The 19,600-nt window shown below is 58.2% G+C and carries 19 protein-coding genes and 1 tRNA gene; 14 read left to right on the forward strand and 6 right to left on the reverse strand.

Going from position 1 to position 19,600, the window contains the following annotated elements; all coding sequences use genetic code 11:
- Positions 1-5 precede the first annotated feature (5 nt).
- Both DSM3645_RS06430 and ruvX read left to right on the forward strand, forming a co-directional pair.
- Positions 6-1,088, forward strand: coding sequence for a mannose-1-phosphate guanylyltransferase (locus DSM3645_RS06430; RefSeq protein WP_002651260.1), 1,083 nt, complete (start codon positions 6-8; stop codon positions 1,086-1,088).
- Positions 1,085-1,564, forward strand: coding sequence for a Holliday junction resolvase RuvX (ruvX, locus tag DSM3645_RS06435; protein ID WP_002651261.1), 480 nt, complete (start codon positions 1,085-1,087; stop codon positions 1,562-1,564). The genes DSM3645_RS06430 and ruvX overlap by 4 nt, the downstream gene beginning before the upstream one ends.
- 227 nt (positions 1,565-1,791) lie before the next feature.
- Here the strand turns inward: ruvX and DSM3645_RS06440 are convergent, their stop codons facing one another.
- A complete protein-coding gene (locus DSM3645_RS06440; protein ID WP_002651262.1) occupies positions 1,792-3,093 on the reverse strand; it encodes an MFS transporter in 1,302 nt (433 codons plus the stop codon).
- A gap of 147 nt (positions 3,094-3,240) precedes the next feature.
- Here DSM3645_RS06440 and DSM3645_RS06445 point away from each other — a divergent pair, with 147 nt between their 5' ends.
- The 3 genes from DSM3645_RS06445 to DSM3645_RS06455 are packed head-to-tail and all read left to right on the forward strand — an operon-like array spanning position 3,241 to position 6,082.
- Positions 3,241-4,524 carry a phenylacetate--CoA ligase family protein gene (locus tag DSM3645_RS06445; protein WP_002651263.1) on the forward strand — a complete coding sequence of 428 codons (1,284 nt, stop codon included), beginning with the start codon at positions 3,241-3,243 and terminating at the stop codon, positions 4,522-4,524.
- The gene (locus DSM3645_RS06450; protein ID WP_002651264.1) at positions 4,514-5,746 is read left to right on the forward strand and encodes a cysteine desulfurase-like protein; all 1,233 of its coding nucleotides are present in this window, start codon (positions 4,514-4,516) and stop codon (positions 5,744-5,746) included. The genes DSM3645_RS06445 and DSM3645_RS06450 overlap by 11 nt, the downstream gene beginning before the upstream one ends.
- A 3-nt stretch (positions 5,747-5,749) precedes the next feature.
- On the forward strand, positions 5,750-6,082 hold the full coding sequence (locus tag DSM3645_RS06455; protein WP_002651265.1) for a gamma-butyrobetaine hydroxylase-like domain-containing protein: 333 nt from the start codon (positions 5,750-5,752) through the stop codon (positions 6,080-6,082).
- Here the strand turns inward: DSM3645_RS06455 and DSM3645_RS27805 are convergent.
- Positions 6,079-6,729 (reverse strand): hypothetical protein, encoded by a 651-nt coding sequence (locus tag DSM3645_RS27805; protein WP_002651266.1) that lies wholly within the window; start codon positions 6,727-6,729, stop codon positions 6,079-6,081. The two genes, DSM3645_RS06455 and DSM3645_RS27805, sit on opposite strands and share 4 nt — an antisense overlap.
- A 298-nt stretch (positions 6,730-7,027) precedes the next feature.
- On the opposite strand from DSM3645_RS27805, the gene DSM3645_RS06465 reads away from it, so the two are divergent.
- The 6 genes from DSM3645_RS06465 to DSM3645_RS06495 all read left to right on the forward strand — a co-directional run bounded on the left by DSM3645_RS06465 (position 7,028) and on the right by DSM3645_RS06495 (position 12,599).
- Positions 7,028-7,111: transfer RNA gene (locus tag DSM3645_RS06465), tRNA-Leu, on the forward strand.
- A gap of 179 nt (positions 7,112-7,290) precedes the next feature.
- A complete protein-coding gene (locus DSM3645_RS06470) occupies positions 7,291-7,554 on the forward strand; it encodes a hypothetical protein (protein ID WP_002651267.1) in 264 nt (87 codons plus the stop codon).
- The gene (locus DSM3645_RS31780; RefSeq protein WP_081444739.1) at positions 7,551-8,090 is read left to right on the forward strand and encodes an HNH endonuclease; all 540 of its coding nucleotides are present in this window, start codon (positions 7,551-7,553) and stop codon (positions 8,088-8,090) included. Before DSM3645_RS06470 ends, DSM3645_RS31780 begins: the two co-directional genes overlap by 4 nt.
- A 24-nt stretch (positions 8,091-8,114) precedes the next feature.
- The gene (locus tag DSM3645_RS06475) at positions 8,115-8,480 is read left to right on the forward strand and encodes a helix-turn-helix transcriptional regulator (RefSeq protein ID WP_202594924.1); all 366 of its coding nucleotides are present in this window, start codon (positions 8,115-8,117) and stop codon (positions 8,478-8,480) included.
- A 1,216-nt stretch (positions 8,481-9,696) separates the two neighbouring features.
- Positions 9,697-10,725 carry an aldo/keto reductase gene (locus DSM3645_RS06490; protein WP_002651272.1) on the forward strand — a complete coding sequence of 343 codons (1,029 nt, stop codon included), beginning with the start codon at positions 9,697-9,699 and terminating at the stop codon, positions 10,723-10,725.
- A 284-nt stretch (positions 10,726-11,009) separates the two neighbouring features.
- Positions 11,010-12,599 (forward strand): alkaline phosphatase D family protein, encoded by a 1,590-nt coding sequence (locus DSM3645_RS06495; RefSeq protein WP_002651274.1) that lies wholly within the window; start codon positions 11,010-11,012, stop codon positions 12,597-12,599.
- 263 nt (positions 12,600-12,862) lie between these two features.
- Here the strand turns inward: DSM3645_RS06495 and DSM3645_RS06500 are convergent, their stop codons facing one another.
- Positions 12,863-13,927: a hypothetical protein gene (locus DSM3645_RS06500; protein WP_002651275.1), complete on the reverse strand. Its 1,065-nt coding sequence runs from the start codon at positions 13,925-13,927 to the stop codon at positions 12,863-12,865.
- Positions 13,928-14,071: 144 nt separating this feature from the next.
- On the reverse strand, positions 14,072-15,151 hold the full coding sequence (gene corA / locus DSM3645_RS06505; protein ID WP_002651276.1) for a magnesium/cobalt transporter CorA: 1,080 nt from the start codon (positions 15,149-15,151) through the stop codon (positions 14,072-14,074).
- 211 nt (positions 15,152-15,362) lie between these two features.
- Here corA and rimK point away from each other — a divergent pair, with 211 nt between their 5' ends.
- Positions 15,363-16,265 carry a 30S ribosomal protein S6--L-glutamate ligase gene (gene rimK, locus DSM3645_RS06510; RefSeq protein ID WP_002651277.1) on the forward strand — a complete coding sequence of 301 codons (903 nt, stop codon included), beginning with the start codon at positions 15,363-15,365 and terminating at the stop codon, positions 16,263-16,265.
- A 37-nt stretch (positions 16,266-16,302) separates the two neighbouring features.
- The gene (locus tag DSM3645_RS06515) at positions 16,303-17,397 is read left to right on the forward strand and encodes a succinylglutamate desuccinylase/aspartoacylase family protein (RefSeq protein WP_002651278.1); all 1,095 of its coding nucleotides are present in this window, start codon (positions 16,303-16,305) and stop codon (positions 17,395-17,397) included.
- 22 nt (positions 17,398-17,419) lie between these two features.
- Here DSM3645_RS06515 and DSM3645_RS30195 read toward each other — a convergent pair whose 3' ends face one another.
- Together DSM3645_RS30195 and DSM3645_RS06525 are read right to left on the reverse strand one after the other, a co-directional pair.
- Positions 17,420-17,602, reverse strand: a complete 183-nt coding sequence (locus DSM3645_RS30195) for a hypothetical protein (protein WP_131282286.1) — start codon at positions 17,600-17,602, stop codon at positions 17,420-17,422.
- A 296-nt stretch (positions 17,603-17,898) separates the two neighbouring features.
- Positions 17,899-18,096 (reverse strand): cold-shock protein, encoded by a 198-nt coding sequence (locus DSM3645_RS06525; protein ID WP_040351660.1) that lies wholly within the window; start codon positions 18,094-18,096, stop codon positions 17,899-17,901.
- Positions 18,097-18,531: 435 nt separating this feature from the next.
- Here DSM3645_RS06525 and DSM3645_RS06530 point away from each other — a divergent pair, with 435 nt between their 5' ends.
- Positions 18,532-19,497, forward strand: coding sequence for a hemolysin family protein (locus tag DSM3645_RS06530; protein ID WP_002651281.1), 966 nt, complete (start codon positions 18,532-18,534; stop codon positions 19,495-19,497).
- Positions 19,498-19,600: the final 103 nt, after the last annotated feature.

The raw sequence follows: 19,600 nt of genomic DNA on the forward strand, positions 1-19,600 counted from the left end.
CACCAATGCTACATGCGGTGATTATGGCCGGCGGAGCCGGAACTCGGTTTTGGCCGGCAAGTCGCGTCGACCGGCCCAAGCAACTGTTGGATCTGACCGGCGACGGAACGATGATTCAGGCCACCGCATCGCGGCTGGGCGATCTGATGTCGCCGGAGCGAATCTTGATCGTCACCAACGAGCGACTGATCGAGCCGATTCAGCAGCAGTTCCCCAGCTTGCCGGCCTCGGCGATTGTGGGGGAACCTTGCAAGCGAGACACCGCTCCTTGCATCGGCCTGGCGGCGCTATTGGTCGCACGTCATGATCCCGACGCGATCATGGTGGTGATGCCGTCGGACCATGTGATTTCGCCAGAGTCGGCGTTTCAGTCGGCCATTCGCTATGGCGCAGCGCTGGTCGCCGATTCTGCGGACAAGATCGTCACGTTTGGCATCCAGCCCAAATACCCTGCCGAGACGTTTGGCTATATCGAACGGGGTGATTCGCTGACCAGCGACGCCGAGGCGCCTCCCACGTTTAGCGTGGCCCGGTTTCGTGAAAAGCCGAAAGGGGACGTTGCCCGCGAATATTTTGAGTCAGGTCGTTTCTATTGGAACTCCGGCATCTTTATCTGGAAAGCGAAGACCATTCTCGATGCGCTCCGACGTCATGAGCCCGAAATGTTCGCTCATCTCGAAGCGATTGGCGCCGCGTGGGGCACTCCCGAGCAAGCCGAAACCTTCACCGCCGAGTTCACCGCGATCCGCGGCAAATCAATTGACTATGCCGTGATGGAGCATCACCAGGACGTCGCGGTCATCGAAGCGCCGTTCTTGTGGGATGACGTCGGTAACTGGCAAAGCTTGCAGCGACTGAACGATTCCGATTTGGACGGCAACACGGTGTTGGCCAATCATCTCGGAATCGACACGCAGCAGTGCATCATCAAAGCGGACGATGATCACTTGATTGTGACCCTGGGCATGCGTGAAGTGATCGTCGTTCATACCCGCGACGCGACGCTGGTCGCCGATAAGAACCGGGAAGAAGAAATTCGCGAAGTCGTCAAACAGCTGCAAGCCAACGGCTGGGACGCTCATTTATGAGTGACGCGGCGCTTCCTGAAATTCCGACCGTCGGCCGCATCGCCGGCATCGATTTTGGTACGGTCCGCATCGGCGTCGCGATTACCGATCCCGACCGGATCTTGGCGAGTCCGTTTGAGAACTACACGCGCCGTTCGCTGAAGATCGATCGGCAATATTTTGAAGAGCTGGCCAAGCTCGAGCGGATCGTGCTGTTTGTCGTCGGCCTGCCGGTCCACATGAGCGGCAATGAGAGCGGCAAGTCAGGCGAGGCCCGCAAGTTTGGCCAATGGCTCGGCCGCATCACCGGCGTTCCCATCGTCTACTACGACGAACGCTTTACGACCAGCATCGCCAAAGATTACTTGGCCGGTCTGGGAATGACCAAGCAAAAGAAAAAAGCGGTCATCGACAAACTAGCCGCCCAGATCTTGCTGACAGCCTATCTAGAAAACCCCGCCCGCGCCGACGCAGGCCTCGATTCGCTCGACGACTGAGAAAGCGCTAAGCCCGCTTTCTCCGTGGTTGGCCGCGATAGCTCCGCTATCGGGGCGGCGCAGCCGTAGGAAGCATTTGTTCCCCGTAAGCAGTTCAGGGTCTTTTCGCCATATCAAACGGTGCAGCAACCTCCGAAGTAAGTCCGGCGGCGGCCCGATGCTTCCTACCGACTTCGTCGGCCCCGATAGCGGAGCTATCGCGGCCAACCATCCGAATAGCGCAAAGCCTAAATCGTCTCGGTTTCGGCCGCTTCGCTGGGCGTCTCCGTCTCAAAGTCGGATCCGCCGCGAGCGGCTGCGATCACTAGCACCACGCCGACCGCCATCAATCCGGCGGCCACGTAGGCCGGCAGCGTCATCGAGATCATCAGCAACGGAATGCCGAGGCCCGATCCAACAATGCGGGCCATCGAATTAACGCTTTGCGCTAGGCCTAAGATTTCGCCTTGCTTTTCGGGATCGCTCCGGCGGGAGAGCAACGAATTGAGCGACGGAGTCACGAAGGCGAAGCCGCCGACGATGATCGCCAAAGCTAAAAACAGCACGCCGGTGGAGCCGGTATTCACGGCCGCCGCAATCAGAAGAAACCCGATGATTTGGGCGATCCCGCCGGTCGCGGCCAACGTTCCTTCCGAAACGCGACCCGCTAGCCGGCGGACGATTCCGCCTTGGACGATCGCCAGGGTCGCTCCGATAAAAGCAAAGGTCAAACAGACGGCGCGAAACGAAAAGTGAAACGGGCTACCCGGCAAACGACTGCCGTGGATCATCATTCCCAGCGTGGTTTCAAAGTTGGCGAACGAGAAGACGCACACAAAGAAGGCGATCAACAGGCCGCGGATCGATTTCGTGCCCAGCGCCGTACGCAGCGATCCGAGTGATAGGCCGCGATGCGTGTTGGAAGATCGGACCGCAGAATCGCGCGGCATCGATTCAGGCAGCTTGAACCAGGCCAGGATCAACGCTCCGGCGGATAGGATCGCCGCAACATAGCCGGGCCACGGACCGGGATCTCCTTCTCCGGAAGGCGCCGCCAGAAAGCCGAGCAGCGGCCCGAAGGTAAAGCCCAAGCCAAACGCCATCCCGATCAGCGCCATCCCCTTCGAGCGGTTTTCTAAACTGGTCGTATCGGCGATATAGGCCTGAGCAGTCGAAATCGTAGCGCCGGCGATACCAGCGCCGATCCGCGCGACAAACAGCAGCCAAATGCATTGCCATTCGGTCGCGATCCCGAAGATCGCATAAAAGATCACGCTTCCCGACAGGCCGATCATAATCACCGGGCGTCGCCCGATCCGATCGGACAGCAGCCCCCACAGGGGCGCAAACAAAAATTGCATCGCGGAGAAGCTGGCCATCAACAGGCCGAGCTCGATTCCATGTTCGTCCACGCCAAACTGCGCCGCATAAATCGGCAGCAGCGGCAAAACGATGCCGAAGCCCAGCAGATCAATAAAGACCGTCAAAAAAACGACGGCGAGCGAGCCGCGGCTGGTCGTTTCGATTTTATCAGCAGGTGCAGAACTCATGCGGCGCGTTTACTTTGCAGAAGTGTTCATGGCGATACGGTAGGAAAGGGGCCTATTGTAGCCTAGTTAACCGTTTGGGGTCAGCGGCGGTTGGCGCCGCCATTGGGCCGACTTTCCGCAGGACGCCGCAGTTTCTATGATGCAGGCATGACTACTAACACGCCTGCCCAGCGAGACGGACTTCGCCGTCTCGACGCTTCGCAACTCGCCGCCCACCAACTAGCGCGTTTCAACGCGCTGGTCGCCGAGATCTTGCCGCATAATTCCTTTTACGCCGACAAGTTAGGATCGCTGCACCACCCGCTTGAGTCGCTCGACGCGATCGCCGATCTGCCGTTCACCTTCAAGGACGAGTTGGTCGGCAAGGTCGAATCGGGCGATTTGGCCGCCAATCGGACCTATCCGCTCGAGCGATACGTCCGATTTCACCGCACCAGCGGGACGCGCGGCCGTCCGATGGTCGTCATGGATACGGCGGCCGATTGGCAGTGGTGGCTCGACGGTTGGCAGTTTGTGCTGGACGCGGCCGAGATCGGGCCCGAGGATCGCTGCTTCCTTGCGTTCAGCTTTGGGCCGTTCGTGGGATTCTGGAGCGCCTTTGACGCGGTCGCCGCGCGCGGCTGTTTGGCGATTCCCAGCGGCGGACTCAGCACGATCGCGCGACTCGAACTGATTCGCCAAAATGGGGCGACCGCCCTCTTTTGTACGCCAACGTACGCTTTGCACCTGGCCGAAGTCGCGCAGCAGCAAAAGATGGACATTGCCGACACGAATGTTCACCGCGTGATTTTGGCAGGCGAGCCCGGCGGCTCAATCCCGAGCGTGCGGCAGAAAATCGAATCGGCTTGGAACGCCAAGGTGATTGATCACACCGGCGCTACCGAAATTGGCCCGTGGGGATTTTCCGACGAGAAGCAGCGCGGCGTTTACGTGAACGAAGCGTTCTTTCTGGCCGAGTTCATCTCGGTTGATTCGGGCAAGCCGGCCAGCGAGTTGGAGCTTTCGGAACTGGTCATCACCACGCTCGGTCGTTACGGCGCGCCGGTCATTCGCTATCGGACCGGCGATCTGGTCCGGCCCAGCTGGAATCACAACGGGCCCTGCAATTTTGTCTTGCTCGAAGGGGGCGTTCTCGGCCGCGCCGACGACATGCTGATCATTCGCGGCGTCAACGTGTTTCCGTCGTCGGTCGAACAAATCGTGCGCGGCTTTCCTGAAATCGTTGAGTTCCGCATGACCGCGCTGAAGCAGGGACAGATGGATCAACTGTCGGTCGAAATCGAAGATCGTTTGGATCGCCCTGAGCGGGTCGCCAACGAGTTGCAGATTCGTCTCGGTCTTCGGATCGAAGTTACCTCGGTCGAAATCGGCTCGTTGCCCCGGTTCGAGGGCAAAGGTCGCCGCTTTGTGGATAAACGTTATGCCTCCTGAGTTTGTCGCGCGTTGTCGCGAGCAGTTCCCCGCTTTGCGTCGTGAGCAAAACGGCCAACCGATCGTCTATTGGGATGGTCCGGCCGGCACGCAAGTTCCGCAAAGCGTCGCCGATGCGGTCAGCGACTATTTGCTGCACCACAACGCCAACACGCATGGTGCGTTCGCGACCAGTCGCGAGACCGACGCGCTGATGGATGACGCGCATGCCGCGGTGGCCGATCTGTTGGGCGCCGGCTACTCAGACCTGATCGCCTTTGGCGCGAACATGACCAGTCTGACGTTCGCCCTTTCGCGAGCGCTGGCCCGAACCTGGCGCCCCGGCGACGAGATTATCGTCTCGGGGTTGGATCACGACGCGAACGTCAGCCCCTGGGTGTTGGCGGCGCAAGACGCCGGCGTCTCGGTCAAACAGATCGCGGTCCGCTTGGACGACTGCACGCTCGATCTAGAAGACTTTCGCAGCAAGCTTTCGAGCAAGACGAAATTGGTCGCCGTCGGCTGTGCGTCGAACGCCGTCGGCACGATCAATCCGGTCGCCGAGATCACCCGACTAGCGCATGACGCCGGTGCGCTGGTGTTTCTCGATGCAGTTCATTACGCACCGCACGCGCTGATCGACGTCACCGATTGGGGCTGCGACTTTTTGGCCTGTTCGGCCTACAAATTCTTTGGCCCCCATGTCGGCATCCTCTACGGGCAACGGATGAGGATGGAGACGCTGCGGCCTTACAAGTTGCGGCCGGCGCCAGAGTCGCTGCCGGGGCGCTGGATGACCGGAACGCAGAACTTTGAAGGGATCTCAGGCGTCGTCGCCGCGATTGAGTATCTGTCGCAGATCGCCGGCGTCGGCGGTTCGCGCCGCGATCAGCTAAAAGCGACCTACGCGAAGATTGTCGCTTACGAACAGACCCTCAGCGCCAAACTGCTGGCCGGATTGGAAACGATCGATGCGGTCTCTGTTTACGGCATGACTGATCCCCGGCGACTGGAAGAGCGCTTGCCGACCTTTTCGATTCGGCATCAGGCGCTGCCGCCCAAGCAGTTGGCGAAATATTTGTCGGATCGCGGCGTCTTCGCCTGGCACGGCAACTACTATGCGTTGCCGCTGACCGAGGCGCTCGGGCTCGAGCCCGAAGGCGCCGTGCGACTGGGGATGGTTCATTACAACACGCCAGACGAGATTGATCGCGTGTTGGCAATTTTGCGAGAGTTGGAGTAAGCGATGTCGGCCATTCCCGAGCAGCTAAAACTATTGGACGACGGGCGACTCTGGATCGAGTGGTCCGACGGCGTGCAGTTGGTCTATCCGGTTCGCGATTTGCGCGACGCCAGCCCTGATGCGCTGACGCGCGAGAAGGCGCGGGTCGCGGCGGAGAAGCCGTCGACCGAGTTGACGATTCTGGCGCCAGAAGAATTAGCTCCGCTGCGGATCACCGGCATGCAGCCGATCGGCCGCTACGCCTATCAGATCGCGTTCAGCGATGGGCATGACTCCGGCATCTACACCTATGAGTATCTCTACTCCCTAGGCAAACCGCTCCCACCGTCCGCTTAAAACATCATCAGCTCGCGCCATTCCAGCGCCGCCAGATCGGGCCGCCGCAGCAGCTGCAACATCACGACGACCGTGATCGAGACCGCGATCGTCAGCAAGATCGCGCCGTACGGATTGGGCGTGGTCGTCTCGCGCCGCAGTGCGCCGCCGAGCGCCAGCTCGAAGCGTCGCCAAGACAAAAAGTCTTGCCGAGCGCCGACCGAGTTGATCTGCACGTTACGCATCGCCGTCGATTCTTCCAGCACCAGATGAATGCCGAGCGATGGGAAGAGAATCGCGTCGCCTGACCAACGCGCTTCGGAGTCAAGCTCGTTCGCGATCCGCCGTAGGACCGGTTTCAGTTGATCGATCGTCGAATTGAATACGACCAGCCGCGGCCGCTCCATCAGCACCCAAAACGTGACCGCCAAAAAGTAAAGCGACAGCATCAGCAGCCAGATGTAGGGGCCAAACAGGGCCGCTGCGTTGTCAGGCAAGAAGAGCTTCATCGGACCGGCGATCACCAGCCCGACCACCGCGACCCCCAGCGAATACGAATCGCGTCCCCCGGTCGTCAAAAACGGCCGTCGCGACAGATTGATCGCCCCCAGCAAAAACATGTAGGCGGCCAGCGGGCAAAGTGCGATGCAAAGATGAAGTGGATTCATGCCGTACTTTTCAGCCGAGACGTTGGCAACGCGCGAACGGCGCCGCCAAAAGGGGAAAACTTCGATTCTAAGGCCGGACCGCCGATTTGGCCACGACTTGACCTGCGGGACCAGCCCGATATTTGGGCGAAACGCTCCCAGCTGCGGGGATCGAAAGCGTTTTTCAGTCGGTAGTTGCGTCCCAAGGCCTTCCCATTTAAAATGCGAAATTCCCCAAGTCAGTCTGGGCCTGTTCCAGATAACAGGGGAGAGAAGATAGCGAACCGCCTAAGGGTAATCGCCGTCTTGAAGATGCCTAGCCGAAGTGGCGGAATTGGCAGACGCGCTGGATTCAAAATCCAGTTCTCGCAAGGGAGTGTGGGTTCGATTCCCACCTTCGGCACTTGAAGAAAACGCTTTTAGCGTAATGACTTACGAAAAACGCCGGCGTCCATTGGGACGCCGGCGTTTTTTTGTTTGGGCCATTTCCACGGCGTTGATTGATGTTGGATGCGGTCGGATATCGTCGCTGAGCAGCAGGAAAAACTTCGACGCGATAGTTTGCCGAGGTATAATTCTCGCATGAACCCAGCCACGGAAATCTACGACGACGCCATCCTCGCGAATCTGGACGGAGCGATCTCACGTCCGGCAACCGAAGGGATTCTTGCCCTGGGATTTTCTTCGCAACAACAGCAGCGAATGCGGGAGCTGGCCGCCAAAGCTCGCTCTGGCGAATTGACGCTGCAGGAACGTGACGAAGCCGACAGTTTCGAGCGAATTAGCAGCTTGCTCGGTATTCTGCAGTCGCGAGCACACATTGCGCTCAAGCAACCTGCTTCATGACGATCTCGACGGCACTCCGCCGGGAAGTATGGGACCGGGCTGGTCATCGTTGCGAGTATTGTCAAATGCCGCAACTCTTCGACCCCGTCACTTTCGAGATCGACCATGTTATTCCAGAGAAGATGAACGGTGCGTCCGTGTCCCAGAACCTCTGCTTGGCTTGTTTCAAATGCAATAACCATAAGGGGCCGAACATCGCAGGCATCGACCCTCAAACAGGATTGAAGGCATTTCTTTTTGATCCTCGCAACGACCAGTGGAACGAACATTTTCGCTGGGCAAGGACCACTTCTGCAAAGCCAAACGCCGTCAGGTCGAACGACGATCGAGCTTCTCCAGATCAATGTTGGTCATCGCGTCGCGCATCGCAGACAGCTCGTCGCCGAAGGCGTTCTCCCACCGGAAACGCCTTCCTAATGAATCGCCATTGCCAAGCTCGCCTGGCAATGACGCTGCGATTTCTTGTCATTCCAGCGACTACTGCGGCAGCTTGCCAAACGCCGCAGTCATCTTCTTCACGGATTGATAGCCGCTAAGACGCCTAAGAAGGTGATCGATGTTTGCAAGCTGCGATTCAAGAAATACGACGAGGATCAGTCATGAAAGACGCAAAACGCGAAAAACTGGAACGAGCTGGCTGGAAGGTCGGCGACGCCTCCGATCTGCTGGAATTGCGAGAAGATGAAGAGATGATCATTGAAATGCGTGTTGCGCTAGCGGCGAAAGTACGAGAGTTGCGACAACGGCGCAAACTCACGCAAGTTCAACTAGCCAGATTAGTCGGATCTAGTCAATCACGCATCGCAAAACTAGAAACCGCGGACAAATCGGTTTCTATGGAATTGCTCGTTCGCTCTCTGGCGTCGCTTGGCGCTTCCCGTAAAGAGATCGGTTCTGTCATCGGTGCAAAAATCGATGCCCCCTAGAAAACGCCTGCGTCCGAAAGACGCAGGCGTTTTTTGTTCGCTTCGTTTGTCATTCCAGCGACTACTGCGGCAGCTTGCCAAACGCCGCAGTCATCTTCTGCACGGATTGATAGCCGCGAAACCGCGAGAGCTCTTAGCCTTCAGCATCGAGGAAGATGCCGGCGGGGTAGCCGGCGACCTTGTGCCGTTCGGCGAGCTTAGCGCCTCAGCAGGCGCCATCTAGTTACGAAAGCAAATCGGCCCGTCTTCTCTAGAGACCGGCCGGCCCACCCCACAGCTTCAACATGGCGGTCGGTTCGGCGATACTGCTGATCTTGCTTGATTGCGGATCTGTATTGTGTCCCAGAGTGCGCGAGCTGCGCACGGGTGGCCATGAATGCGGCAACACAGGCGACGTAGATCTCACGCACCAACATCACCACGGAATCCGTGATAAGGTCGCCGCCCGGCCGCCGATCAGAGCCCGTTTTGTCGCTTGCCAAAACGCACGGAATTGTGGTCGATTTCAGATCGCTGGTAGGACCGTCTTGCGCGGCTTCTCTTTGAAAATTCATCGTACCGATTGGTGACGATCGGCCCGAATCTGGCCAGGCGTGCGTTGGGGAAATGCCAGATGATCTCTCGGGTACGTTGGGGATTGGGAGGGCGAATTTTTTCAGCGGTCCGGTCCTCTCTGCGGGGATCGATCTGGAAATTGCCCAAATTCCCATTCGTCGTTTGCGGATGCCGCGGAAAAAACGTCGCGGTCGAGTCCACTCGGCCGCTCAAAAAAAACGCGCTCGAGTCCAGTCCACATTGTGAAACCAGTCACGAAGTCGTGGCCGATGGCGTTGAGACGTATTTTAAGGCTGAAAAAGAGGGGGCTCTGGCGTCTTGGCGCGTTCTGCGAACCAGAAAAAAAACGTCGTGGTCGAGTCCACACGGCCCACTCCAAAAAAACGACGCCGAGTCCGGTCCACTCCGCTCGCACAAAAAAGTGGAGCGGTCCGGTCCTGTCCGACCGTACTCTCTCGATTTGCGCAATCGGGCTGCGAAGAAAAAAGTAGCGGTCCGGTCCGGTTCGTCCCTCTTTGCGCTGTTAGCGCAAGCGGGCTGCGAAGCGGGTGGGGTTTTCTCGGCGGCGGGCGAAGCTAGCCTAGTAACGAATGGAGCCAAGTGAATAACGACGGGGCCGCGGTCGCGTCCTTTTTAAGCCAAGAGACTACGGAACCTACAGATGAAAAAGCGAGCATTAGGTCGATCGGGGATTGAAGCGTCGGTGATTGCGTTTGGCGCTTGGGCGATCGGCGGGTGGACCTGGGGCGGCGCGGACGAGAATGAGTCGATTCGTGCGATTCATGCCTTTCTCGACGCTGGCGGCGATTTGATTGATACGGCGCCGATTTATGGGTTTGGGGCCAGTGAAGAAGTGGTTGGCAAAGCGATCGCCGATCGCCGCGACAAAGTTGTTTTGGCGACCAAGTGTTCGATGCGCTGGGATTTGAGCGACCAGCAAAAGGAGCGAGCCAAGAAGAAGTTCTCGACCACCCAGCAAAATGTCGACTGGACCGGTGAAAAGCAGGAACAAAGTTTTGACGTCTTTATCTACAGCGGTCGCGATGGGATCCGCGAAGAAGTCGAGCGAAGTTTGAAACGCCTGCAGACCGACGTGATCGATCTTTATCAAACGCATTGGCAAGATGACGCGACGCCGATTGAAGAGCGGATGGGCGCACTCGAAGAGTTAAAGCAGGAAGGGAAGATTCGCGCGATCGGCGTTTCGAATGCCAGCCGCGAGCAGATTGACCAGTATCGTCAGTTTGGACAGGTCGATACCGATCAAGAAAAATACTCGATGCTGGATCGCGGGATGGAGACGGCGAACTTGCCTAAGTGCGCCGACGAGCAGATCGCTTTTCTCGCTTATAGCCCGCTGGGGCAAGGGTTGCTGACCGGCAAAATCACGCCGGAGCGCGAGTATGACGAAGGCGACCAGCGCCGCTTCAAAGATCGTTTCAAGCCGGAGAACGTCCGCAAAGTGCAGGCAATGCTCGAACCGATGCTGCCGATCGCCGAGCGGCATCAAGTGAGTCTCGCGCAGCTGACGATGGCCTGGACGCTTGCCCAGCCCGGTTGTTCGCATGTGCTGTGCGGCGCGCGAAACCCGCAGCAAGCGATCGACAACGCCGGCGCCGGCGATGTGGAACTGACCAGCGAAGAGATTGCCGAAATCAGCAGCGCGGTGCAAAGCTATAGCGGCGTCTAGGCAGAAGTTTTTAGAACTTGTCGATCTATTGTGGCGGACTGCTTGGCGAGGGAATGAAGACTCGATCGCAAATGGTGGGGAAAAACGAGGAGTTGAGCGAAGCGTTTCACACTTTCATGCTGCGGTATTCCGTCTTCATGATTCGTTAACTTGATGTTCTCAGAGGCGCCAAGTAGACTCCGGACAGCTTGTGCAACGAACCTGCCGACAGGGGTCGCTAGGTTCGGCTCAACGCGTGCCGCTTGCTCTGTATTGCCCGCCTATTATCTGCCGAGACCATCGCTATGTGCGCTCAACGCATTCATCTCCCTGGCCAAACTTGGAACCGTCGTCAAATCTTGGCCTGGGGGGGATCGATGTTGGCCGCATGGCCCACGTTGGAAGGGATCGCGTCGGCCGGCTTTCGCCGCAATGTCACGATCGGCGATTATCCTTTTGCGTTGGGAGTCGCGTCGGGCGAGCCGGCGCCGGATGGGTTTGTGCTGTGGACGCGCTTGGCGCCCAAGCCGCTGGAAGAGACCGGCGGCATGCCGAACGAAAATGTCGAACTCCGCTGGACGGTTTGTCATGACGAAGCGATGACGAAAGTCGCCGCGCAAGGCACGGTGATTGCGACGCCTGACATGGGGCATTCGGTCCATGTCGAAGTGCCGGGGCTCGATCCAAATCGGTGGTACTTTTATCAGTTTGCGGGCGCGGGCGAGATCAGCCCGAAAGGACGCGCTCGCACCGCGCCGCAGCCGGACGAGATGCCCAGCAACTTGAAGTTCGCTTTTGCGTCCTGTCAGCACTATGAGTCAGGCTACTTCACCGCCTACGACCATATGGCCCGAGAAGGTTTTGATCTGGTCGCTCATCTGGGCGACTATATCTACGAGCGGGAAGGGAAAGGGGGCAAGTTGCGGACGCATGCCGGGCCCCACTTGGATCAGTTGGTCGACTACCGCGTGCGGCATGCTCAATATAAGACCGATCCGCATCTGCAAGCGGCGCATGCGATGTGCCCTTGGCTGGTGACTTGGGACGATCACGAATTTGAGAACAACTACGCCAACGAGATTTCGGAGCACCCCGGTTCGGACCGCGCGAAAGCGGACGCTTACATGCAGCGGCGAGCCAACGCGTTCAAAGCGTACTACGAAAACATGCCGCTGCGCACGGCCCAGATGCCGACTGGGCCCGACATGCAGTTGTATCGCAGCGTGAAGCATGGCCGGTTGGTCGACTTTGACGTATTGGATACGCGGCAATACCGGACCGATCAACCGTGCGGCGATGGTCGCAAGGCGCCGTGCAACGAAGTCTATCATCCCGAAGCGACGATTTTGGGCCCCAAGCAGGAAGCATGGCTCGCCGACGAGATCACCCATTCGGACAGCGTCTGGAACGTGCTCGCCCAGCAGGTGATGATGGGGCGCGTCGATCGCGATTCGAGTGACGCGGTTGGCTATTCGATGGATCAGTGGCCCGGCTACGAGGTCAACCGGCAGCGGATGTTGAACTTCTTCGCACAGCATCCCGAGAAGAACCCAGTGGTGCTGACCGGCGACATTCACTGCAACTGGGCGAACGACTTGCAGGTCAACAGCGAAGAGGTCGATTCGCCGGCGGTCGCGGTCGAATTTGTCGGCACGTCGATCAGCTCTGGCGGAGATGGGTCGGAAGAACGAAAAGATACGCCGCTCGTTATGGCGCAAAACCCATTCGTCAAATTCAACAACTACGAACGGGGCTATGTCGCTTGCGAGATCACGCCGCAGACGTGGACCACGCACTATCGCACGGTGCCGTTCGTCAGCAAGCCGAACGCACCGCTGAACACGCGCGCCAGCTTTGTGGTGGAAGCCGGCAAGCCGGGGTTGAATCGAGCGTAAGACAGAAGTTTTGCTGCGGCGTGATTCCGATGGTTGGCCGCGATAGCTCCGCTATCGGAGCGGCGCAGCCGTAGGAGGCATTTGTTCCCCGCAAGCAGTTCAGGGACTTTTCGCCATTTTAAACGGTGCAGCGACCACCGTAGTAAGTCCGAACGCGGTCCGATGCCTCTTGCCGACTTCGTCGGCCCAGATAGCGGAGCTATCCGGGCCAACCAGGCGTGGCTTGGCAATATAGCGCAACTTCAAACAGCAGAGGGTTGGCTTTAGCCCACCTTCTTCAAGAATGAAACGCGACCCCCTTCGACCCATTCGGTCACATAGATGTCGCCATCTTTGTCAAAGCACGCGTCATGCGGATGCACAAACTTGCCGTCGAGCCAGCGATCGCGTTGCTTGCGCATTTTCATACCGTCCCCCAGGACGGCGGCGCGCCACTGGGGGTCGTCCCCTAGGTGCGTGATGACTTGATTGTCTTTGTCGAGCAGCGTGAGCCGAGCATGCAGGTCAGGGACTAGCATTACTTCGCCTTGGATGTCGATATCGGCAGGAAAGAGGAGGTCATTCACAAAGCCGAGATGTTCGCCGGTGGGCGAGAAGTATTGCAGGCGTGCGTTGGCTCGATCGGCGACCGCCAGCGCCGGCGTGCGGCCAGGTCGATTGTCGAACCACATGCCGTGCGGCGTGCGCAGCTTGCCAGGCTCGGTTCCTGCGCCGCCCCAGGTGCGGACCCAGTTGGCGTCTTTGTCATACTGATGAATGTAGTGCGAACCGTAACCGTCGCCGATGTAGAAGCCGCCGTCAGGCGCGAACGCAACATTGGTTGGCCGATAACCGGAAGCGTCTTTATAGACGCCGGGCTCTTGCGGGAAGTCCTTCTTCCAGACGACATCGCCCAGCAGGTCGGTTTTGATCACTTGGCGATTTTTTACATCGGATAGATAGAGAAACTCTTGGCCAGCTTCATTGCGAATATCGATTCCGTGTCCGCCGCCGTGATACTGTTTACCGAAGGAGCGAACCGCTTTGCCGGTCGGATCAAACACGACGATCGCGTCCATCGGCTGACTGCCGCCGTGCTGATGTTTGATGTAGATCAGGCCGGCTTGATCGATGCAAACGCCATGCGTCGCGCCCCACTCGACCGACTTGGGCAACTCGCCCCAGTAATGGTGACATTCATAGGTGTGCTCACCGGCGCCCACCGTTTTCGCTTTGCCGCCTGACTTGTTGTCGGCATGCAGCAGCAGCGGCGAAGCGACAGCCGCGGCTGCCGCAACGGAGGTTTGCAGGAAGCGGCGACGGGTCGACTGCGGTTGCGATGCAGGCATAGAGGGGCTCCTGAGGCGCGAAATAGAATCGGGGGCGGAAGAGGAGGAAGCCGCTATTCTATCGGCGCAATCAAGAGATATCCATTTTAAATGTCAATTTAACGGGGGCTAAAGGCGCAGTGCTGCTATCGGGATTGCGGGCGATTAGTCCGGCTTTTGGTTCTTTGTTTCTTGCGGCCGCAGCCAGCCTTTGCGGCCGAAGAAGACCAGCATGCCGACCGCTAGGGTGATCGCCAGCGACCAAAACATGGCATAACCAAACTTCCAGTGCAGGATCGGCATGTCGTCAAAGTTCATCCCGTAGACGCCTGCCAGAAAGGACATGGGGATGAAGATGGTCGAGACGATCGTCAGCACGCGCATCACTTCGTTGGTGCGATTGGCCATCGACGAGAGGTAGGTGTTGAGCATGCCGCTGATCATGTCGCGGTACATTTCGATCACTTCCGTCGTTTGTACGCAGTGGTCGTAGGTATCGCGGAGGTAAAGCCGGACTTCTTCGCTGACCAGAGCGTTGGTTTCCCAGACCATCGAATGGAGGGCTTCACGCTGCGGCCAGAGGGCTCTGCGCAAGTTGAGCAGGCGATTCTTCATGAATTGAATCTTTTGCAAAATCGCGGTCGTGGGGGCCATAACCGCTTCTTCTTCCATCTCTTCCAAGCGTTCGCCGATGACTTCTAGCGCCGGGTAGTAGTGGTCGATCACCGAATCAGCGATCGCGTAGGCCAAGTAGTCGGCGCGTTTTTCCTTAAAACGTCGATGCCCCGCGGTAATCCGCTTGCGGATCGGATCAAAGACGTCTCCATAACATTCTTGAAAGGTAAGTACGTAGTCTTCCCCCAGGACCACTCCAATCTGCTCGACGGTGATTTCGGCGTTCTCGTCGACCCGGACCATCCGCAAGACGATCAGCAAGTTGTCGTCGTGCAGTTCGACCTTGGCCCGCTGCGGCACGTTCACCACATCCTCGAGCAAAAGCGGGTGCAGCCCATAAATCTCGCCTAGTTCGATCAACAGACGTTCGTCGCCGAAGCCTTGGATGTCGACCCACGACACTCCCGCCGCGGGAGCGGCTTCCAATTGATCAAGATCGGTGATTGTCCGGTCGCTTTTCAGGCCGTCGATCGAATAGAGAATCTGGCGGACCCGCGGGGTTGGAGCATCGGCGGGAATGACCAGCGTTCCGGGGGCGGCGCCGACTTGGGGATGACGTTTATGGAACATGCGGTTAGTTTCAAGGCTCCCGCTGCGGTCGTAGACGCCGCATTGGCAAGTTATAGGCAATTGATAAGATGAACGGCCGATCGTTACACGGGACGGCGGAATTTTCTAGGCGAATATCAAGACGAACCGCCTAAATCGCCGAATTCCCGACCTAGACTGGCGGCGTCATGCATACTGATCCAATACCCCCGCGTTTGAGCAGATTTTGTCGATGGACATCGTAATTCTCTCTCGGAAGGCCTCTTTGTATTCGACTCGTCGCCTCCGCGAAGCGGCGGTTGCGCGAGGCCACGAAGTCCGTGTCGTCGATTACCTGCGCTGCTACATGGACATTACGTCCCATCGTCCCCGAGTGTTATACCAGGGGGAAGAACTGCATCCTGACGCGATCATCCCGCGTATCGGCGCTAGCTACACATTCTACGGCACCGCCGTGGTGCGGCAGTTCGAGATGATGGGGGTGTTTACCGTCAACGAGTCGCAGGCGATCAATCGCTCGCGCGACAAACTGCGTTCAACCCAGCTGCTAGCACGGGACGGGGTCGGCTTGCCGGTGACCGGATTCGCCCATTCAACTAAAGATATCGACGGACTGATCGCGATCGCCGGCGGCGCTCCCTGCGTGGTCAAGTTGGTGGAAGGGACCCAAGGGGTCGGCGTCATCCTGGCCGAAACGAAGAAAGCGGCCCAAGCCGTTATCGAAGCGTTTCGCGGACTCGATGCGAACATCCTGGTTCAAGAATTCATCAAAGAGGCCGGCGGCAGCGACATTCGCTGTATCGTGGTCGGCAGTCGGGTGATTGCCTCGATGAAGCGGCAGGCCGCGCCGGGTGAGTTTCGCTCGAATCTGCATCGCGGCGGTTACGCCGAAAAGATCAAAATCACGCCGGAAGAGCGCACGACCGCCAAGCGAGCCGCCAAAACGATGGGGCTGAACGTGGCCGGCGTCGACATCCTGCGATCGAATCATGGTCCGGTCGTGATGGAAGTCAACTCTTCGCCGGGCCTAGAAGGAATTGAAGGGGCGACGTCAGTCGACGTAGCGGGCAGAGTGATCGACTTTATCGACGCGCATGCCAAGCCGGGACGCCAGAGAGACAAAGGGAAAGGATAAGACGCCGCACTCGATACGCGACGTCTAAGAATCGCCAATGACGGCCAGCGAAGACGAAACTCCTCTGCGGATCAAACGACCGATCGATGATTGGAACGGCGTCATTATTGAGCCGGGCCAAGTGCGCGACGTGCAGGTCGCCATCGGCGAAAGCTATAGCGGCGTCGACGTCTTGATCCCGGTGCAAGTCCGCCGCGCCGTCGAAGATGGCCCGGTCATCTTTGTGACCGCCGCATTGCATGGCGACGAGATCAACGGGACCGGCGCGATCCGTTCGCTGATCATGGATGATAATCTGCGTCTCAAGCGAGGCGCATTGGTCCTGGCGCCGGTGCTGAATATTTTGGGGTTTGATCGCCATAGCCGCTATCTGCCTGATCGCCGCGATTTGAACCGCAGCTTTCCCGGCTCGCGCAACGGCAGTCTGGCCAGCCGCATGGCGCGACGCATCTTTGACGAGATCGTCGCGCGTTGCGACTACGGAATTGATCTGCACACGGCGGCGATTCGCCGGACCAACTTTCCGAATGTCCGCGTCGATTGGAAAAACCCAGAGGCCCGTATGTTGGCCGAAGCGTTCGGCAGCGAGTTGATCGTCGCCGGCAAAGGCCCGGTTGGCGCTTTTCGCCGCTCGGCCTGCAGTTCCGGTTGCGCCACAATCATCCTTGAAGCAGGCGAAACCTCGAAGGTCGAGCCGTCGATCGTCAGTTGGGAGCTGCGTGGGATCCGCAATGTGCTGGTCAAGCTGGGGATGCTTTCTGGCCAGCAAGTTCCCTCGTCACGCAAGCTGGTGATCGATAAGACGCGATGGGTTCGGGCCGATCGCGGCGGCTTTTTGCAGTTTCACGCTTCGCCGGGAGACGTGGTCAAGAAAGGGCAGTTGCTCGCGACCAATACCGGGCTTTTGGGGCAGCAGCGGAACCAGGTCTTCGCTCCGTTTGACGCGGTGGTTATCGGCACGACGACGTTACCGGCGGTTAGTCCCGGCGAGCCGATCTGTCATCTTGGCTATTTGGTAGATGATGCTCAAACGGTGCGTGAGCAATTGAACGAAGATGAGATGTATGGGACGGTCGCCGACCATCTGGCGACCAATCTGCTGATTGATCGCCCGAACGACACAGGCGGTTAGCACCGCCGAGAGGGGACGAAGTTTATTCTTCGTCCGAGTCGTAATCTTCTGAGTAGTCTTTGTAGACCGGTCGCGGCTGGTTGACCATTCGCGGCTCTTCGGCGGCGGCCACCGATTGTGCGGCGCAATTGGGACAGACGGTCAGTTGCTCGACAATCTCATGTCCTCGTCCGCCGCGATCGATCGTTTGCGTGTCGCGACGCATTCGAGGTCCGCGCGGAGCCGGGCGCGAGCGTGAACCATATTCTTTATGGCGTTCCGAAATAATAATTTGGTGAGCCGGAGTGCGCGCAGGAGTAATCGTGCCGCATCGTTGGCATTTGTACATATTTTTGCCGTGGTTTGTATGCGATCGCGGATGAGCGAATCACAGGAGAAAAACGTCACTTCCGACGGCTTGAAGAAGTCGCGGGTTGCGTAGCAAAATTGCGAGGAAGAAGATGCCCCAGAGGGCGAGCTCGCCCCGCGATCAAAAGTTCGCAGGGCGGCTCTGCAATCTGCTTAGATCACTTGGACCTGTTCGGCACGCGGACCCTTGGGGCCTTGGCCTTCGACGTAAGAGACGGTCTGGCCTTCGCGCAAATCGTCATAGCGGCATCCTTCCAAGCTCGACATGTGGAAGAACAGGTCTTTGTTTGACCCGGTGTCGATGAAACCGAAACCTTTGTCGGTCAAACGCTTGATTTTACCTTCTGGCATCAAAATCACTCACAAAACATAAAGCTGCGACTGCCGGTCAAAAAAACACTCTCGCAACCTGACAGCCGCCATCAAAAACTTCGGTGCATCCTATGCCTATGAGGGGCTCTCGTCAATGTTTGCACACCCAAACGATGCGAAATCTCCAAGAAAACAGCGCCGCCTAGCCGAAGATTCCCAAGAATCGGAGGTTTGGGGGCTTTAACCAAAGGATTTCAGAGGATTTGCGTGTTTTGGGAAGCTGCCGAATATCACCCTGGAAAGCGCCGCGAGAACCCCGTTTTTAGCGCTCTCTCGATCCGCGACTGCCAAACGGGGGCCGCTTTCACGGGATTGAATGACAGAAATGTCGCTATCCTTTTTCGACGCTCTGAGAGTCGTCCGTTACGATGACGCGTCGACTCACCATGGATTTCGTTCTATTTCGGAAACAGCATGTTCATCTTGATTCTCTACATTGTCGGCTTCATCCTGCTCTCTGGCGTCGCCGCTTTGGTGGACGCCGCCATCCTGAGCGTTTCGCGCAGCGAAGTCGAAGAGATGGTCATGAAAAAATTGCCCGGCGCGATACCGCTGCAAGCGGTCAAGAATCGAGTCACCCGCGCCGTGGTGGTGGTCGTGATTTTGACCAACACGATCAACGTGCTGGGGCCGGTCTTGGCCGGCAGCAAAGCGGTCGAATTGTACGGCGACACCGTGATCGGCATCGTCACGGCGATCCTGACCTTCGGCACGATTATCTTTTCCGAGATCATCCCCAAGTCGCTCGCGACGCACTATGCGCCGCTGATCAGCCGGATCGCCGCGCCGCCGATTTTGGCGTTGATCTATGTCTTGTACCCGATCGTGTTGCCGCTGGATTGGCTCTCGCGGCAGTTTCAATCAGGCGTACGACCGGTGGGGACCGAAGCCCAGATTCGTTCGTTGGCGGCGCTCGGTCGAACGGCGGGACATATCGATAACGAGGAGGTTCGCTTAGTCCATCGCGCGTTTCTCTTGAACGACAAATTCGCCACGGATGTGATGACGCCGCTCAAAAATATCGTTTCGGTGAAGCAAGAAGCGACCGTCCGCGAAGCGGCGCAAGCCGTCTTTGAGCACGAGTATTCACGCTTCCCCATCTTCGGCCATTCGGTGAACGACGTTGTCGGCATGGTGCTCAGTCGCGAGGTCCTGGCCGAACTCGCCGGCGAGAAAGACCAAGCGCCGGTCGCCGATCTGGTTCGCCCTGCGTTGGTGGTGACTTCCGATCAGCGGTGTGACGATCTTCTCAAAGAGTTCCGCGCGAAGCGGATTCACCTAGCGATCGTACAAGACCAAGGAAAGACGGTCGGCCTGGTCACGCTCGAGGATGTGTTGGAAGAGTTGGTCGGCGAGATTGATGATGAGAAGGACGTGTAGAGAACTGTGCGTTGTTTGGGGATCGGGGCAAAATATGCGCACTACTTCATTGGAAATCGGCCTGTTTTGCCCATTTTACGGCGTAGATTTCCCCTAGTAGAGT

This window comes from Blastopirellula marina DSM 3645 (assembly GCF_000153105.1).
GTDB classification, from domain to species: Bacteria; Planctomycetota; Planctomycetia; order Pirellulales; family Pirellulaceae; genus Blastopirellula; species Blastopirellula marina.

Bases quoted from the DNA above. Each gene is read 5' to 3' on its own strand.
- DSM3645_RS06490 (WP_002651272.1), top strand. From the start codon at position 9,697: ATGAAAAAGCGAGCATTAGGTCGATCGGGGATTGAAGCGTCGGTGATT.
- DSM3645_RS06470 (WP_002651267.1), top strand. From the start codon at position 7,291: ATGAACCCAGCCACGGAAATCTACGACGACGCCATCCTCGCGAATCTG.
- DSM3645_RS06445 (WP_002651263.1), top strand. From the start codon at position 3,241: ATGACTACTAACACGCCTGCCCAGCGAGACGGACTTCGCCGTCTCGAC.
- DSM3645_RS06430 (WP_002651260.1), top strand. From the start codon at position 6: ATGCTACATGCGGTGATTATGGCCGGCGGAGCCGGAACTCGGTTTTGG.
- DSM3645_RS06525 (WP_040351660.1), bottom strand. From the start codon at position 18,096: ATGCCAGAAGGTAAAATCAAGCGTTTGACCGACAAAGGTTTCGGTTTC.
- corA (WP_002651276.1), bottom strand. From the start codon at position 15,151: ATGTTCCATAAACGTCATCCCCAAGTCGGCGCCGCCCCCGGAACGCTG.
- DSM3645_RS06500 (WP_002651275.1), bottom strand. From the start codon at position 13,927: ATGCCTGCATCGCAACCGCAGTCGACCCGTCGCCGCTTCCTGCAAACC.
- DSM3645_RS31780 (WP_081444739.1), top strand. From the start codon at position 7,551: ATGACGATCTCGACGGCACTCCGCCGGGAAGTATGGGACCGGGCTGGT.
- DSM3645_RS06455 (WP_002651265.1), top strand. From the start codon at position 5,750: ATGTCGGCCATTCCCGAGCAGCTAAAACTATTGGACGACGGGCGACTC.
- DSM3645_RS30195 (WP_131282286.1), bottom strand. From the start codon at position 17,602: ATGCGTCGCGACACGCAAACGATCGATCGCGGCGGACGAGGACATGAG.
- ruvX (WP_002651261.1), top strand. From the start codon at position 1,085: ATGAGTGACGCGGCGCTTCCTGAAATTCCGACCGTCGGCCGCATCGCC.
- DSM3645_RS27805 (WP_002651266.1), bottom strand. From the start codon at position 6,729: ATGAATCCACTTCATCTTTGCATCGCACTTTGCCCGCTGGCCGCCTAC.
- DSM3645_RS06515 (WP_002651278.1), top strand. From the start codon at position 16,303: ATGACGGCCAGCGAAGACGAAACTCCTCTGCGGATCAAACGACCGATC.
- DSM3645_RS06495 (WP_002651274.1), top strand. From the start codon at position 11,010: ATGTGCGCTCAACGCATTCATCTCCCTGGCCAAACTTGGAACCGTCGT.
- DSM3645_RS06450 (WP_002651264.1), top strand. From the start codon at position 4,514: ATGCCTCCTGAGTTTGTCGCGCGTTGTCGCGAGCAGTTCCCCGCTTTG.
- rimK (WP_002651277.1), top strand. From the start codon at position 15,363: ATGGACATCGTAATTCTCTCTCGGAAGGCCTCTTTGTATTCGACTCGT.
- DSM3645_RS06440 (WP_002651262.1), bottom strand. From the start codon at position 3,093: ATGAGTTCTGCACCTGCTGATAAAATCGAAACGACCAGCCGCGGCTCG.
- DSM3645_RS06530 (WP_002651281.1), top strand. From the start codon at position 18,532: ATGTTCATCTTGATTCTCTACATTGTCGGCTTCATCCTGCTCTCTGGC.